Consider the following 16,146-nt stretch of genomic DNA (forward strand, 5'->3'; position numbering starts at 1 on the left):
CTCTTTACCCCCTTAGCTTACTATTGCCTGCTATGTCTTACTTCGTTGAGACCTTAGCCTCACCGAGAACGGCCTGTGCTGCTGCAAGCCTTGCAAGCGGAACCCTATACGGCGAACAGCTTACATAGGTTAGGCCGATCTCATGGAACTTTTTAACCGAGTCGGGATCTCCGCCATGCTCGCCGCAAACACCTAGCTTAATATTCGGATTGGTCTTGCGTCCGTTCTCACAGCCCATGGCAACAAGTTTGGCGACACCGTCATCTATTGTCTCAAACGGGTTTTTCAGAAGGATCTTTCTGTCAAGATACCTCGGCAGGAACTTCGCCTCAATATCGTCGCGGCTAAACCCAAACGTCATTTGGGTAAGGTCATTCGTTCCGAACGAGAAGAAATCAGCAACGCTTGCAATCTCGTCGGCGGTTATGGCAGCACGCGGAATCTCGATCATAGTGCCAATCTTGTAGTCCACACTTACGCCACAGTTTGCAATGGTCTCAGATATTACATCCTCCGCTTCGCGTCGCAGTGTGCTCAGCTCGTTGACAACCGATACCAATGGAATCATAATTTCGACTTTTGGATCGCCACCCTCTTTCTTTAACTGGCAAGCTGCCTCCATAATTGCGCGAACTTGCATCTTATATATTTCAGGATGGGTAATGCCCAGGCGGCAGCCACGCAGACCTAGCATCGGGTTCATTTCAGCCATTTTCTCAACGCTCTCAAGCAGCTCTCTCTTTGGCGCTATATCCTGCTCAGAAGCACCAGTACATTCCATCTTAGCAACTTCTACCCTTAAATCGGACGCATTCGGCAGGAACTCGTGAAGCGGCGGGTCAAGAAGCCTTATGGTTACCGGTAGGCCATCCATGGCTTTAAATATGCCGTAGAAATCCGACTTCTGGACCTCGAGTAGTTTTGCGAGTGCCTCATCCTCTTCCTCTTTGCTTTTAGCTAGAATCATCTTCTGTACTATAGGCAGGCGCTCTCCAAGGAACATGTGCTCAGTACGGCATAGTCCAATACCTTCAGCGCCAAACTGGCGAGCCTTCTCGGCATCTTCCGGCGTATCGGCATTCGTGCGGACACCCAGCGTCCTTATCTCATCAGCCCATCCAAGGATCAACTCGAACTCTTTACTGGGCTTCGGAGGAACAAGGGCTACCTCACCAAGTACAACTCGACCAGTTGTTCCATCTATTGAGATAATATCTCCCTCTTTCACCTGAGTACCATTAACTGAGAATACCTTATTCTTGGCATCAATTTTAATCGCGTCGGCACCGCATACACAGGGTTTGCCCATACCGCGGGCAACCACTGCCGCGTGGCTGGTTTTACCGCCGTGGCTGGTCAGAATACCCTGCGCTGCAATCATTCCGTGTAGGTCATCCGGTGTCGTTTCCCAACGAGTCAGTATAACTTTTTCGCCCCTGCTGCCCATTTCCTCAGCAGTATCGGCATCAAAAACAACTTTGCCAACCGCCGCGCCTGGCGATGCGTTAAGTCCTTTGGTCAAGACATCGACTTTGGCCTTTGGATCAAATTGCGGGTGGAGAAGCTGGTCGAGCTGGTCGGGATCGATCCTTTGAACGGCTTCTTCTTTAGTTATCAGACCCTCTTCTACCATATCAGCCGCAATCTTTAGCGCTGCGGCTGCAGTCCTCTTTCCAATTCTCGTCTGGAGCATCCACAGTTTGCCCTGCTCGATGGTAAACTCGGTATCGTTCATGTCCCTGTAGTGCTCTTCAAGTTTGCGCAGGATACCAAAAAGCTCTTCAGCTAACTCCGGCATCTCGTTTTTTAAGTTCATGAGCGGCTGCGTTACGCGAATTCCTGCAACGACATCCTCGCCCTGGGCATTTACCAGGTAGTCGCCATAAGGCACATTTTCACCAGTTGCGGCATCGCGGCTAAAAGCAACACCGGTTGCAGAGGTATTTCCTTTGTTTCCAAACACCATGGTCTGAATATTTACCGCCGTGCCCAAATCATCGGGTATCTTGTAAAGCCTTCTATAATCAACGGCCCTCTTATTACCCCAGCTCTTAAAGACTGCCTCAATTGCAAGTAGGAGCTGCTCTTTCGGATCGGTCGGAAACTCACGGCCTGCATGCTCTTTGACTATTCCCTTGAATGTATTGACAAGCTCTTTTAAATTATCGGCCGTTAAATCGGTATCGAACCTGGCTCCTACTTTCTCTTTGAGCTCGTTGATGGCCTCTTCAAATAGCTCGCCTTCGACTCGTAAAACGACTTTTCCAAACATCTGGATAAAGCGGCGGTACGAGTCATAAGCAAATCTCTCATCGTTGGTTTGCTTGGCCAGCCCCTGTACGGAGTCATCGTTTAAGCCCAGATTCAAAACGGTATCCATCATGCCCGGCATAGAAAATGGTGCTCCGGAACGAACTGAGACCAGAAGTGGATCCTCTGGATCACCTAGCTTCTTGCCCATTTTTTCTTGCAGCTTAGCTAGATGTGCATCTACTTCATCAAGCAGACCATCCGGGAATCGGCCCGTCCGGTAGTACTCGTTGCAGGCTCCGGTGGTGATGGTAAAGCCTGGAGGTACCGGCAGTCCTAGGCGGGTCATCTCAGCGAGGTTTGCACCTTTGCCGCCGAGGACGTACTTCATATCCGCCGATCCCTCTTCGAAATCGTAGACATACTTGGTCTTCCCTGGCATTTCTTATTCCCTCCGTAAAATATTTGTCAAAAGGTATTTCTTATATTTGAAACAGCCTGCGGCTGATATCTCACACATTATCTCTAAGCTTTGCTCATAGTACAGGGCTTTAGCCCTGCTATATAGTAGCCCCTTCGACTTCGCTCAGGGTGGGCTCAAAAGGGCTGCACTACATGTTATAAACCCTGTTTTATAAACCCTGGTTCCTGAATCCCGATCCCTAGGTTCTAAACCGGTTGAGTTACCTGCGAAAAATCAGCAATCCTTAAGAATATTTCATAACAATAGTTCAGTAGCCTAATCCGGTTGTTTCTTAAGGCCTCATCTTCTACCATGACCAGGACTTCATCGAAGAACTTATCTACTGGACTTTTCAAGCGAGCTAGTATGTCGATAGCTAGGGTATAGTTGCCATCAGCTTTTTCCAGGCCTTTATCTACTCTAACCACAGCATCGTAAAGCTCTTTCTCCGCTTCTTCTTGGAGAAGACTTGGGCTTACCTCTACGCCTAACTCAGGCTTGGCAAGATTCTTACATCTCGTAAAGGCAACCAGCAAATCAGACATTTCTGGGCTTGCTAATTTTTCAGCTACCGCCTGAGCTCTTCTTCTGATATCAACTATATCATCTATTGGCAATGTACCTACAGCCTCTACCGCATCAACTGGAAGATTCTGTGCCAACAGATATGCACGTAGACGGCCTCTGACAAAGTCCTCAACCAGTCTGCGCGTAGCCGCAATATCAAATTCAACGCCCTGCTCTTTGTAAAGCATTAGCGCACGGTCTATGAGCGAATATACGGGTATATTCATATCATTTTCAAGAATAATTGACACGATACCGTATGCCTGCCTGCGAAGGGCATAGGGGTCTTCAGAGCCAGTCGGTATAAGACCTGCCGCTATGATTCCTGTAATGGAGTCGATTTTATCAGCAATGCTTACGATTTGACCTATAAGCGTCTGGGGTAGGATATCTCCCGCTGAACGCGGCAGATAATGTTCGAAGATAGCAACCGCAACTTGTTCAGGTTCGCCGGATACCCTGGCATACTCCATTCCCATGACGCCCTGCAACGTGGGAAACTCCCCAACCATCTCAGTTAAGAGGTCAGCCTTACAAAGAAAAGAAGCTCTTTTAGCAAGCTCTTTGTCTTCTTTAGTTAGCCCAAGTCTTTCGGCGATATACCCTGCAAGTTCAACAAGTCTCTCTGTCTTTTGGAAAACAGTACCGAGTTTTGCCTGGAAAGTTACCCCTTTTAACTTATCAACAAAAGATGCAAGAGGCCTGGAGCTATCGGTTTCGAAGAAGAACTTTGCATCCGAAAGCCTTGCTTGGATTACTCTCTCGTGGCCTTTGCGAATGAGGTTTGCATATTCAGGATTGCCGTTATGTATCACAATAAAGTTTGGCAGTAATTTTCCCTGCATATCTTCAACCGGAAAGTACCTCTGGTGTGCTTCCATTGCGGTTACAAGGACTTCTCGAGGAAGTGCAACAAACTCGTTCGAGAAACTTCCGCGGACCGCATGAGGAAATTCAACTAACTCGAGCACTTCATCGAACGTGTGCTTATGGATAACAGGCCGACCCCCGGTATCTTTTACAACACGCTCAATCTCTTCTTTCATAATATCTGCGCGCTTCTGCGGATCTACAATTACTTTATTGTTATAAAGAACTTCAAAATAATCGCATGGAGCATTTATGGTAAGCGGATTTTTAGCCAATTGGCGGTGCCCCATGCTCTCCCTTCCTGAGAAGATATTACCTATCTTAAACGAGACAACGTCGTGCCCGAAGAGTGCAACAACCCAGCGAATGGGACGCACAAAGCGAATGTCACCGCCTCCCCAGCGCATAGCCTTAGGAAACGAAAGCGAAAGTATAAGCTCAGGCAGGATAGTTGCCAATATATCGGAGGTCTGACGTCCTTCTTCTTCTTTTACAGCAAATACATATTCGCCACCGTCAACCACTCTTGTTTCCAGGCTCTCAACAGCAACTCCCTGGGATTTTGCAAACCCGATTGCGGCTTTGGTAGGTTCTCCTTCAGGAGTATAAGCCACTTTCTTGGCTGGTCCTTTTATCTCATGAACCGTTTTTGCCTGCCTCTCGTCAAGGTTTCCAACCATCAAGGCAAGCCTTCTTGGAGCCCCGTACGTGCTTATGACGTCATATTCAAGCCTGTATCTATCAAAAAGTAGCTGTGCCCTCTCGGCAAGCTGGTTTTGGCCGATCACAACCGATGCAGCCGGTATCTCTTCGGTCCCTATCTCTAAAAGCAAGTCTCTTTTACTCACTAAGTATCACCGACTTTTTCAAAAGCGGAAAGCCCAGCTCTTCCCTGTGCGTTAAATATGCATGGGCCACAAGACGGGCCATATCCCGTACTCTACCTATAAATCTTGTCCGCTCGGTTACGCTAAGCGCGCCCCGCGCGTCAAGAAGGTTAAACGTATGCGAGCACTTGAGTACATAATCGTAAGCTGGCAGCACAAGCCCTGCTTCCAAAGTACGCTTGGCTTCGGTCTCATACGTATCGAAAAGACTAAAAAGCATTGGGACGTCGGCTATCTCGAAGTTATACTTCGAGCCTTGAACTTCATTTTGGCGATGGACCTCGCCGTAAGTTACGCCCTCTGCCCACTCAAGGTCATAAACGCTCTCTTTTTCTTGTATATACATGGCCAGTCGCTCAAGGCCATAAGTAATCTCGGCACAGACCGGCTTAACATCTATCCCGCCGACCTGCTGAAAATATGTAAATTGGGTTACCTCCATGCCGTCGAGCCAGACCTCCCAGCCGAGCCCCCAGGCTCCAAGCGTTGGAGACTCCCAGTCATCCTCTACAAAACGGACATCATGTTTGGATAGGTCAAATCCTAATCGCTCGAGGCTTTTTAGATAGATATCCTGCACATCATCCGGCGATGGCTTAAGGATGACCTGGTACTGGTAATAGTGCTGAAGCCTGTTTGGATTCTCGCCATACCTGCCATCAGTCGGCCTCCTGGATGGCTGCACATAGGCAACATTCCACGGTTCTGGGCCAAGAGAGCGCAGAAAAGTAGCCGGGTGGAATGTTCCGGCTCCAACCTCAGTATCATACGGCTGCACGATAATGCAGCCGTATTCTGCCCAATATGACTGAAGGGTCAGGATTAGTTGCTGAAAATTCACTAAACTAACCTCTCTCCTTGAACACTAAATTTTTATTGGTTATCTGAAGACTATGGATGCGATTTCTACCAATGCGATGAGCACAATTCTATATTTTAACAGATAATAGCTAGCTATCGCTAGAGTACCGTTGCTAGAGTACCGTTCCGGCTAGGTCTGGGTATGCCAAACTCCAAGGCACAAGGGTCTTTTATTTTCCTACTTTGGCGCTTTAGCACTTCAAGACCTAATTATACAAGAGTTGGCTCAGGCATTCTCTGCTTTTTAGTCTAGTCTGGATATAGTATGTAACGTAATCCCTCATAAGAAGGTATAATTCATCCTCTACAAGGGCCATAACATCCATGTCTACAATATCTTTAAGCGGAAGTTTTATCAGCCTGGCAAGAGTCTCAACCGCTGCGGGTGTGACCATAATGCTGTTTTTATCCAGAAAGCCGCATTCCTCGCAAACAAAACCGCCCCACTCCAGGCTGAAACGCTGCTTTGCCCCCGGCTTTTTCCCGCAAACCACGCAGTGCTCAAGCTTCGGCATATACCCCGATATCGCCATGAGCTTAATATCAAAAGCAATAAGCAAAAGCCTGAAATTCTTTTTAGTTTCGGACAGGACGCCGAGGCTTTTCAGCAGGAGATTGTAGAGAGCAGTATCACTCTCTCCCTCAACTGATACCTTGTTTGCCAGATCCAGCATAGCCGAACCATAAGTTATGCGCTCGAAGCTATCCCTAATACCGAAAAATGAGTTTACTATCTCGGCCTGCGTTACTATATCTAAATTTCTTCCCTTGTAAAGAACCAGATCAACATGCGTAAACGGCTCAAGACGGCTGCCAAACTTACTTTTAGTCTTTCTTACACCCTTGGCAACGGCCCTTACTTGACCGTAATAATTTGTAAGAATGGTAACGATACGATCTGACTCTGCAAGCTTATGAGTTCTTAAAACAATACCTCTTGTTTTGTATAAGGACATACAACCACCACTGCTATAATTCCTGCGATAATTATCAAACTTTAAAATTTAGTGAGTAATTATGGCTCCTTCAGGGAAACTCAATTTAAGAACTATTAAAATACTTACAAAAACTAATAGCTACTGTGTATATTCTAACCTATTTATGTCAATAATGTAACTTATTAAAGCATTATCTAAGTAAACGATTGTTTACGGGTCTAGAGCGGTCATATCTGTTCGAATTTATCTCCATGGATTAGCTGGGGGTGGCACATAACCCTCGCCGAATTCCTGTTCAATTATCTGAACACCGGCACTCGTGCCAATGCGGTTGGCCCCCGCGTTAAGCAAAGCTATCGCCTGCTGTGCCGTTCGTATTCCGCCAGAAGCTTTTATCCCCATCTCAAAGGAAAGATTTGCCCTTAATAGCTCAACATCTTCTACGGTTGCCCCGCCACCGGTAAAGCCAGTATTTGTCTTCACAAAATCGGCACCTGCGCGCTCAACTATCTGAGCAGCACGAATTTTTTGTTCGTCGCCTTCTAGAAGGTTTGTCTCAATAATTACTTTGACAATGATATCCCTGCCGTGCTCAACCTCTCCCCTGCGAGCCTGCTCAACAACAGCTCTTATGTCATTGTAGACCTCATCAAAAAGCCCAGACCTGAACGCCCCAACATTCATAACCATATCTATCTCGTCCGCCCCAAGGTCAATTGCCTCACGGGTCTCATGAACCTTAGCACCTGTTGTGATAGCACCGATAGGAAAACCTACTACTGTTCCCACCTTAACCACAGAGCCGCGTAATAGACGATAGGCTATATTTACATAGAAAGGATTTACAACTACCGAAGCAAAATTATACTTTATTGCATCTGCACATAACTGTTCGATATCTCTGACAGTCGCACCAGGACTTAGATTAGTCGAGTCGATGCTCTTAGTTAACTCTTCTCGCCTCATTTAAACTTCTCCTCATTAATATCGCTTAGATTTAACCACTCTTAAGAGAAACTAAACAAATTAATATTAGGCAGTAATTAGGCGGTACAGTGCTTTATCCCTGCTTATCAGCCCTAAAGGGCCACCTACTGCCTACTATTATTTAGTACCCTAAAGGGCTGCACTGCGATCTGCGCTCTTCTCTTTAGTTATCTTAATTCTTAGTTCTGCACTATAATTTCCGGTAAACTAAAAGAAATTATTGCCAAATTCTGCGTTTGGGAAACTACTGCGAAAAGCAGTGCTACAGGTACTATACACCCACTGCCTGCGTGAATTAGGTTAAATACCTTAATAATAAAGTTGCAAGGCCTAAGAAAGTAAAGAAGCCAGAGACATCGGTAAACGTCGTGACTATAACTCCAGAACCTAATGCTGGGTCCTGCTTAAGAAGCCTGAGAATAATAGGTATACCCGCACCCGCCAGGCCTGCCACCCCCATGTTGATCATCATGGAAAGAAACAGGACCAGGCCAAGAAAAGGATTGCCGTTAGTAAAATACGCAACTAAAGCCGCAAGTAGCCCAGTAGCGGCACCAATTGCTACACCAACACCAATCTGTCGGAATACAACTCGCATGCCCTCCCGAAATTCGAGCTGTCCTAAAGCGATACCTCGCGTTGTAACAGTTAGGGTTTGTGTGCCCATATTGCCACCCATGCCTGCAACGATCGGCATAAACACAGCCAATATGGCAAGCCTATCGATCGAATTCTCAAATAAGGCAACTACACTCGCGGCTAAAAATGCGGTCACAAGGTTGAAAGTCATCCACGGTAGTCTATTCTTAATGGATTCTATGGCAGAACTATCGAGCCTTTCCTCGCGAACAACACCGCCTAAGCGGTAGATATCTTCACTCGCCTCTTCCTCGATAACATCGACAACGTCATCGATAGTTACAATACCCAGCAGATTGTGTTCGTGATCGACAACCGGTACGGCGAGGAGATCGTAGCGCGACATTACATTTGCTACTTCTTCCTGGTCGGTGTCGACGTCAACAAATATGACGTTCGGATTCATGATCTTTTCGATGCGTTGATTCGGCTTGGCAATAATAAGGTCACGAAGGGAAACAACACCGATCAGTTGCCCTTCTTTGTTCGTTACAAAAACATAGTATATGGTCTCAGCTGTAGGAGCTTTCTCTCTTAACAGATCAATTGACTGCTGAGCCGTCATACCCTTTTTAAGAGCGACAAACTCAGGGGTCATGATGCCGCCGGCGGTATCTTTTTTGTGCTGCATTAACTTGAGAGCCTCCGCCGCGTCATCCCGGTTCATCGATGCTAATATACGCTCGGCATCCTGTTTGTCCAAGCCGCCAAGAAGGTCGGCAACATCGTCGGCGGCCATTTCCTCAAGTATATCTGAAACCAGCGGGGTACTGAGCAGATCGACTATATCGATCTGCTCACTCTCATCCATTTCTTGCAGAGCGTCTGCGGCACTTGGGATATCCCAGGTCTCAAATATTCTCTTTTGATATTCATCGGGCAAAGACGAGACAATTTCTGCTGCATCGGCAGGGTGAAGCTTATCAAGAAGGCTAATCACCTTCTTGATATCGTCTCTCTTGAGTAGGTTTTCTGCTGCGACCAGTAGTATTTTGTTTCTTTCCTGCATCTAAACCTCTTGCCTTACTCTGAGTAGCCAAACTGTCTAACATATTTCTCTTCTTTGCGCCAGTCCTTCTTTACTCTTACTCTAAGGTCAAGATACACATGGCTTCCAAGTAATTGCTCAATCTCGGCTCTCGCCCTTGAACCGATCTCTTTAAGCATGCGTCCCTCTTTGCCTATCAAAATTCCCTTTTGAGATTCGCGTTCAACAAAAATCGTTGCAAATATGTCTACTATTTCGCCGTCCTTTCTCGGTTTCATCTCTTGAACTTCAACAGCAACGCTGTGTGGAACCTCTTCCCTAGTGAGCTCGAGAACTTTCTCCCGAATAAACTCTGCAGCAACCATACGCTCTGGTTGATCGGTTATTACATCATCAGGATAATATTTCGGACCTTCCGGTAGTAGCCCGATCAACTTCTCAGTCAGCTTGTCAACATTTTCACCGGTTATAGCCGATATTGGAATTATGTCGTCAAATCGACCTAGCTGCCTGGCGACTTCCAATTGGACCTCAAGGTCTTGTGGTTTTATCTTATCTATCTTGTTGAGCACCAATATCTTTGGCGTATTCAAGCCCGAAAGCTCCCCAGCGATAAAAAGGTCACCGGATCCAATAATCTTTGACGCATCGACCATAAAGATAACAGCATCGACATCTTTTAAGGTATTTCTTGCAACTTGATTAAGATGCGCCCCTAGTGCGTCTTTTGGTTTATGCAGACCAGGCGTATCAACCAGGACTATCTGAGCGTTTTCAAAATTTAATATTGCCCTTATGCGATGCCTCGTTGTCTGCGGTTTATCGGAGATAATCGCAACTTTTCGCCTGGCCAGAAAGTTTAAAAGCGAAGATTTTCCGGTATTAGGTCGGCCCACGATGGCCACAAATCCAGATTTAAAATGTTCGTTTTGTCCATTGTTATTAATTTTCATAACAATCAATCTTTCAATTCCAGTTCGTATAATAATCTGTCTACTGCAGGTCCATACTCGTCGGTAAGCTTCGCAATTTGCTTAAAACCTGCCTTACGATAAAGACGAATTGCCCGTTCGCTCTTCGGATCGACCGTAAGTTGTATTTTCCTTATACCATCACCTCGGAGTTCTTCTATTATCCCGGTTAGGAACCTGTACCCAAGACCCCTGCCACGCTCACCCTCTCTAATCGAAAAACCTACAATGAAAGCAAGCTCGGGGTCTATCCAGTCTTTGATTACATCTGCTACCCCACAAATTGTTTTGTTGCACCTTAACACATAGACCGCGCCGTGTCGAATAAGAACTGGAAATGTCCAGTAATTAAGTCCACCTTCGCCAAACGCTTCAGCCTCTATTTGCGTAAGTTCCGCAACAAGTTGTGGGTTAAAGTTAGTAATGCGCTCAACAGAAATTCGCTCATTTTCCATAGTTAATAAGTCTGGAAGTGCCAAGGTTAATAAATAAAAAATACTGGCACTTTGGCACATTAAGGCTTCGGCATTTTATTTATTAAATAACTGTTCACTAGTAAAGGCCATTGGTAAGAGATCTTTTACCTTGGCCCTCTTTATTTCCCCACTTGTGTTGGCCATGATAACCAGCGTTTCCGCGCCAAATTCGGCCAAAAATTGCCGGCAACTTCCGCATGGGGAGCACGGTGTGGGGCCATCGGCAATTAAAGCCATCGCCTCAAATCGACGGCAGCCCTCAGAAACTGCTTTTGCCACCGCAACACGCTCTGCACAAATCGATAGTCCATAGACGGCATTTTCAACATTTGCGCCACTAAAGACCCTTCCGTCATCGCATAAAAGAGCCGCACCAACTCTAAAGCCCGAATACGGAGCATACGCCTCTTGCCGCGCTGCAGCCGCTTTTTGTATAAGTTCGCTCTCATTCATAGTCATAGCTTTAACTCCTAGCTCTGAGCTGCTAGCTCTTAGAATTATGGACTCTAACTCTTACGGGCCTCCACTTAAGGATGGCATAAATGCCACTCCTTGCTGCCTGCAAACCTTTAGCAGCCCTAAAGGGTTGCACTACGTTTTTACAAACCCTGGACCATGGCCCTAGCCCCTACCTTTATCCGGCTTCTTCTTGCTTTTCCTCGTGAACTTCTTCTTTCGTAATTAGTATTTTCGATATCCTTCTGCCAATAACCTTCTCGACTTTGAAGGTAAGATTTTCAAATCGCACCTGCTCGCCGGGGTTTGGAATCCTTCCAAACAGGCTATAGACAAAACCGCCAATCGTATCGATATCGTTTCGAGACAGGTTTGCGTTCAATATTTCGTTGGCCTCAAATATATTGACCCGTGCGTCCATCCTTATAGTATGCTCATCTATATATTCGACCAAGGTTTCTTCAAGGTCGTATTCGTCAAATATCTCGCCGACAATCTCCTCCAGAAGATCCTCGATGGTGACCAAACCGGCGGTACCACCGTATTCGTCCACAACGATTGCCATATGAAGCCGTTTCTTCTGGAGTTCGCGCAATAGCTCATCGACCTTTTTTAGCTCGGGAACATAATAGGCAGGCCGCATCAGCCTTCTTATCGGGATATCGATATTTCCTTTTCTCATCTGAATGAGAAGATCTTTGGCGTAGATAATACCTACAACATTATCAACCGTCTCCTCATAGACGGGGATTCGTGAATGGCCTTCGCGGATAATTAAAGAGAGCACCTCTTCGAGCGGCGCATCAACATTGACCGCAACCATATCCATGCGGGGCACCATAACTTCGCGAACAATAGTGTCGCCGAACTCGAATATGCTGTGGATCATCTCTCGCTCTTCTTCCTCTATTACGCCCTCCTCTTCTTCAGCGCCGCCCATAGTTATAATCTCTTCTTCTGTAACGACCGGAAGCTCCGTTATGGGCCTGCCACCGAAGAGCCTAATAAATATATTCGACACAGAGATAAATAGAGCGGTCACCGGATTAAGAACCCTATTGAGTGCGCTTGAAAAAGACGCCGTCCGCAAGACTAGAGTCTCCGCATGCCTTGTACCGAAAGTCCTGGGTACGATCTCGCCGAAAATAAGAACGATGAAAAGCATTACTGTTACGGAAACTAGTACGACAAAGCTCGCCAAAAACCTTGATGCAAGGATAGTAGCAAGCGATATCGCCGTAATGTTGGCAACATTATCAACCAGGATGAGCGAGGACATCAGACGGCCTGGATGCTGTAGTATCTGTTCAACTGTTTTGGCTCCTGGAACGTCCTGCTCCGCAAGATAACCTATCCTGATTCGGCTGACCGACCTTATCGCACTTCTGATGGCTGTAAGAAGCGCCGAAATACCGATAGAAATAATTATTAAGGCAATGTATAACCAGTCTGGCAAAATATTCTCCTTTGCTAACCCGCTAAAGGTTATTATTTTTAGTAGTTATCTTAACTACAGATTATAAAACATTTGAAAAATCAGTATAGTTAAAAGAATACCAATCAGGGCTCCCGAGATGATCTCAAGTGCAGAGTGAATTCCAGCATCCATTCTACTGTGAAATACAAGTAGGGCAAGCCCCAATCCAAGTGTTGCGATAAGTGGGGATTGGCTTATGAATGCAATGGCAGTAAACAGTGCTCCGGCAAGAGCACTATGCCCGCTCGGCCATCCGCCCCGTAAAAAACTTCCGCCACCAATCCAGGCTTTAGCGGCAATAACAGTGATCATAACAAGCATTAAAGATATTACTGTCAGGTGGATTGGCGATTGACCAACTCTTTTTAAAAGCATAAGGCTGTACGGGTTGAGTTTCTGAAAGAAGACAAAATATCCAACCAGAACAGCATTTATGCTTGCCAAAAGCACGGCTCCCGCAGCGACATCTTTTGCGATCTGAGCAATCGGGTCATAAGCTGTTGTGACCAAATCTATGGTCGCCTCTATAGCTGTATTTATAAGCTCGGCAACCATGACTAGAATGATAGCAAAAATCAGTGCAACAAAGGCCCACGTGCTTAATTTAAGAAAAAGGGCAAGCCCAAGAGCAAATGCAGCAGCGGCAAAGTGAATCCGCATATTGCGCTGCGTTCGTAGCACATAAATTAATCCGTCAATTGCATAATTAAAGCTTTGAAGAAGCGATCTGCTTTTCATGACTTTCTTTCATTCCTAAAATGTTATTTAGTTATCGCCAGTTGCAAATATTCCTGCAAGAATCTCTCTTTCAAGTTTTTCCATCTGCTCAGCATCTTCCACGTTTTCGTGGTCATAACCGAGCAAATGCAAAATCCCATGAGTAAGAAGAAGTGCCATCTCCTGCTCGAAAGTCTGACCGTAATCGACAGCTTGCTTTGCAGCAACGCTGGGACAAATCACAACGTCGCCTAATAAATGAGGAATACCCGGAGTTTCTTTGGCAAAAATTCCCGATTCAAAAGACAGGACATCGGTTGGATAGTCTTTCCCCCTATAGGCTGCATTTAGTTTGCGAATCTCATCTTCACCAACAAGAGCGATACTTAACTCAACATCTTTAACGCCTTCCCAATCGAGAACAAACCTGGCAATTTTCTTAAGAAACACTTCATCGATGGGCAGATCTTGATTGTTATTTACCAGGATTTCCATGAACGGTCAAACTCCTAGTTTGCGATACAGGCATAGACGGATACTCAATTCTCGTATGGTACAGGCTGCTTAGCACCTGTGTAAAGCTTTTGATTATACTCTCGATATCGCATAGAGTAAGATTACTATCGCTAAGCTGACCGTCATCCAGCTTAGTTTGTACTATCCTCTTGATCAACTGCTCAATTCTGCCAGGTGACGGTTTTGTTATTGTCCTAGCGGCGGCCTCAACCGAGTCTGCAAGCATAACCAAAGCAGCCTCTTTAGTTCGCGGGCGCTGGCCTGAATACCTGAAGTTTTCTTCGTTAACTACTTCTTTTGCTATACTCTCTTTTGCTTTGTGGTAGAAGTAGGCAACCACACTTGTACCATGATGCTCGTTTATTATATCTATGATTTCCTTTGGCAAACGGTGTTTCTTTGCTATCTCCACTCCCTCTTTAACGTGAGATGTGATGATCAAGCAGCTTAAACTCGGGTTTGTGTGGTCGTGTGGATTCTCATTGCCAACCTGGTTCTCAACAAAGAAAAGCGGCCTTTTTATCTTGCCGATATCATGGTAATACGCACCAACTCTGGCAAGAAGCGGGTTCGCCCCTATTTCTTCGGCCGCACTTTCAGCTAGATTGCCGGTCATAATGCTGTGGTTATAAGTTCCCGGCGCCTTCATCATAAGTTCCCTGAGAAGGGGTTGATTTGCATAGGATAGCTCGACGTATTTTATATCTGTTGTAATACCAAATGCCCGCTCAAGGAAAGGTAGTGCCCCAACGGTAAGAACGGCTGTTGATATACCACCGACCAGACCCCACCCTAAATTTTTAAGCACTTCAAACCACCCTGCGCCACTAAGTAGAGTAGTTATAAGGGCAAGAACTGTAGTGGCAAGTGTAACCCAGGCGCCTGCAATAACAAGGTCAGTTCGGTGCCTGATGTTGTTGATCGAGTAGATTGCAAATAACCCTGTAAGTAACCCATAAAGTGTATATTGATAATTCTGTCCGGCGATAAGCCCTGAGTACAGACTTAATGTGAGGGTCATTAACACAGCCATTTCGGTGTTAAAAAGAAGTGCTGTAAGCATCGCAGCCGCACCAACTGGTATTACAAAAAACGAGTAAAACGGCCCTACAAACTTTGCGGTCACAATGGTAGTTATAAATATAATAGCCAGCACAGCTATTAAGCGATCGCTATCATATATCTTGCGCTGGAAGTTGTATAGATACAAGGCAAGCGCCACAAAAGATACTAGTTCAAATAGCAGCAGACCAACCAGTCTCGCAAGATCGACAGTTCTCTTCATTAAACCGAGTTCTTTTAGTATTTTAACCTGCCCGCTGGTAACAATCTCGCCTTCCCGGACAACTATTTCGCCCTTTTGTTTGTTCACGATGACAGGCGTAACCCCGGCCATGACTTCTTTCTTTAGCCTGTCGGTTTGCTTCTCATCATAGAAGAAGTTTGGTCTTAGATACAGCGAGCCTATTTCTGCGATTACTGCATTTTTGTCCTTATCCTGAGTCAGACTGCTTGCACCGCTTCGAAATTCGCTTTTCTTGTTAACTAGATTATCCAATGTTATGCGATCGCGGTAGGCCTGGTCCACCTGGTTTATAATCACTGATTCGAGATAATTCAAGTCGCTATCAGATATCGAGAGGGTGGTATTCAGCACATTTTTATCAACCGTTGTGCCGATCTCTTTGGAGAGCATATCAAGCTTGGCTTCCTGGGTAAGCGCCTGGTTTGACCTCACCTGTCTGGCTAAACCAAAAAAGTTATGAACCGAATCAATGACCTGAGACTCAACCGCCCAATCCCGGTTGTATACCTTTTGCACTTGTGCAGCGGCCTCTTTACGAAGAGTTTCGGTTTTTTCAAAATCAATAAATTCAAGGTCACGGTTAGCCTTAATTGTTTTTGGACTTGGCTTGCCGACCTGAATGCCGGCAAGCCTATCCGGTAAAAAATCAATTGTTAGAGTGGCGAGAACAAGCGTGAAGATAAGTGCGACGAGAAATGACCGACGAAGATTCGTGTTTCTCCAATCAACCTTTTTTAAAAGATATTTAATTTTATCGAGGCCAAAGCCCGCTATCAT

Annotated in this window: 13 protein-coding genes; all 13 read right to left on the reverse strand. The window is 45.8% G+C overall.

Annotation, left to right across the window (positions count from 1 at the left end):
- Positions 1–37 precede the first annotated feature (37 nt).
- A complete protein-coding gene (gene ppdK / locus K6T91_02525) occupies positions 38–2,692 on the reverse strand; it encodes a pyruvate, phosphate dikinase (protein MCL6471669.1) in 2,655 nt (884 codons plus the stop codon).
- Between the two features lie 227 nt (positions 2,693–2,919).
- A complete protein-coding gene (gene glyS / locus K6T91_02530; protein ID MCL6471670.1) occupies positions 2,920–4,998 on the reverse strand; it encodes a glycine--tRNA ligase subunit beta in 2,079 nt (692 codons plus the stop codon).
- Positions 4,991–5,878 carry a glycine--tRNA ligase subunit alpha gene (glyQ, locus tag K6T91_02535; protein ID MCL6471671.1) on the reverse strand — a complete coding sequence of 296 codons (888 nt, stop codon included), beginning with the start codon at positions 5,876–5,878 and terminating at the stop codon, positions 4,991–4,993. The genes glyS and glyQ overlap by 8 nt, the downstream gene beginning before the upstream one ends.
- A gap of 226 nt (positions 5,879–6,104) precedes the next feature.
- On the reverse strand, positions 6,105–6,854 hold the full coding sequence (recO, locus tag K6T91_02540) for a DNA repair protein RecO (GenBank protein MCL6471672.1): 750 nt from the start codon (positions 6,852–6,854) through the stop codon (positions 6,105–6,107).
- Between the two features lie 225 nt (positions 6,855–7,079).
- Positions 7,080–7,802, reverse strand: a complete 723-nt coding sequence (deoC, locus tag K6T91_02545) for a deoxyribose-phosphate aldolase (GenBank protein ID MCL6471673.1) — start codon at positions 7,800–7,802, stop codon at positions 7,080–7,082.
- Between the two features lie 316 nt (positions 7,803–8,118).
- On the reverse strand, positions 8,119–9,471 hold the full coding sequence (gene mgtE, locus K6T91_02550) for a magnesium transporter (GenBank protein MCL6471674.1): 1,353 nt from the start codon (positions 9,469–9,471) through the stop codon (positions 8,119–8,121).
- Between the two features lie 14 nt (positions 9,472–9,485).
- Positions 9,486–10,403 carry a GTPase Era gene (gene era, locus K6T91_02555; protein MCL6471675.1) on the reverse strand — a complete coding sequence of 306 codons (918 nt, stop codon included), beginning with the start codon at positions 10,401–10,403 and terminating at the stop codon, positions 9,486–9,488.
- Between the two features lie 5 nt (positions 10,404–10,408).
- The gene (locus tag K6T91_02560) at positions 10,409–10,876 is read right to left on the reverse strand and encodes a GNAT family N-acetyltransferase (protein ID MCL6471676.1); all 468 of its coding nucleotides are present in this window, start codon (positions 10,874–10,876) and stop codon (positions 10,409–10,411) included.
- A 75-nt stretch (positions 10,877–10,951) separates the two neighbouring features.
- Positions 10,952–11,356 carry a cytidine deaminase gene (locus K6T91_02565; GenBank protein ID MCL6471677.1) on the reverse strand — a complete coding sequence of 135 codons (405 nt, stop codon included), beginning with the start codon at positions 11,354–11,356 and terminating at the stop codon, positions 10,952–10,954.
- A 175-nt stretch (positions 11,357–11,531) separates the two neighbouring features.
- Entirely contained in the window at positions 11,532–12,809 is a 1,278-nt protein-coding gene (locus K6T91_02570) for a hemolysin family protein (protein MCL6471678.1), read from the reverse strand.
- A 54-nt stretch (positions 12,810–12,863) separates the two neighbouring features.
- Positions 12,864–13,568, reverse strand: a complete 705-nt coding sequence (locus tag K6T91_02575; GenBank protein ID MCL6471679.1) for a diacylglycerol kinase — start codon at positions 13,566–13,568, stop codon at positions 12,864–12,866.
- Between the two features lie 27 nt (positions 13,569–13,595).
- Entirely contained in the window at positions 13,596–14,042 is a 447-nt protein-coding gene (ybeY, locus tag K6T91_02580) for an rRNA maturation RNase YbeY (GenBank protein ID MCL6471680.1), read from the reverse strand.
- Complete coding sequence (locus K6T91_02585; protein ID MCL6471681.1) at positions 14,023–16,146, reverse strand: HDIG domain-containing protein; 2,124 nt, start codon at positions 16,144–16,146, stop codon at positions 14,023–14,025. The genes ybeY and K6T91_02585 overlap by 20 nt, the downstream gene beginning before the upstream one ends.

The organism is Bacillota bacterium, from assembly GCA_023511485.1.
In the GTDB taxonomy this organism is placed as follows: Bacteria; Actinomycetota; Aquicultoria; order Aquicultorales; family Aquicultoraceae; genus CADDYS01.

Excerpts from the sequence above, each read along its gene's own strand:
- K6T91_02585 (MCL6471681.1), bottom strand. The coding sequence starts at position 16,146 with ATGATAGCGGGCTTTGGCCTCGATAAAATTAAATATCTTTTAAAAAAG.
- recO (MCL6471672.1), bottom strand. The coding sequence starts at position 6,854 with ATGTCCTTATACAAAACAAGAGGTATTGTTTTAAGAACTCATAAGCTT.
- era (MCL6471675.1), bottom strand. The coding sequence starts at position 10,403 with ATGAAAATTAATAACAATGGACAAAACGAACATTTTAAATCTGGATTT.
- K6T91_02565 (MCL6471677.1), bottom strand. The coding sequence starts at position 11,356 with ATGACTATGAATGAGAGCGAACTTATACAAAAAGCGGCTGCAGCGCGG.
- K6T91_02575 (MCL6471679.1), bottom strand. The coding sequence starts at position 13,568 with ATGAAAAGCAGATCGCTTCTTCAAAGCTTTAATTATGCAATTGACGGA.
- ppdK (MCL6471669.1), bottom strand. The coding sequence starts at position 2,692 with ATGCCAGGGAAGACCAAGTATGTCTACGATTTCGAAGAGGGATCGGCG.
- ybeY (MCL6471680.1), bottom strand. The coding sequence starts at position 14,042 with ATGGAAATCCTGGTAAATAACAATCAAGATCTGCCCATCGATGAAGTG.
- deoC (MCL6471673.1), bottom strand. The coding sequence starts at position 7,802 with ATGAGGCGAGAAGAGTTAACTAAGAGCATCGACTCGACTAATCTAAGT.
- mgtE (MCL6471674.1), bottom strand. The coding sequence starts at position 9,471 with ATGCAGGAAAGAAACAAAATACTACTGGTCGCAGCAGAAAACCTACTC.
- K6T91_02560 (MCL6471676.1), bottom strand. The coding sequence starts at position 10,876 with ATGGAAAATGAGCGAATTTCTGTTGAGCGCATTACTAACTTTAACCCA.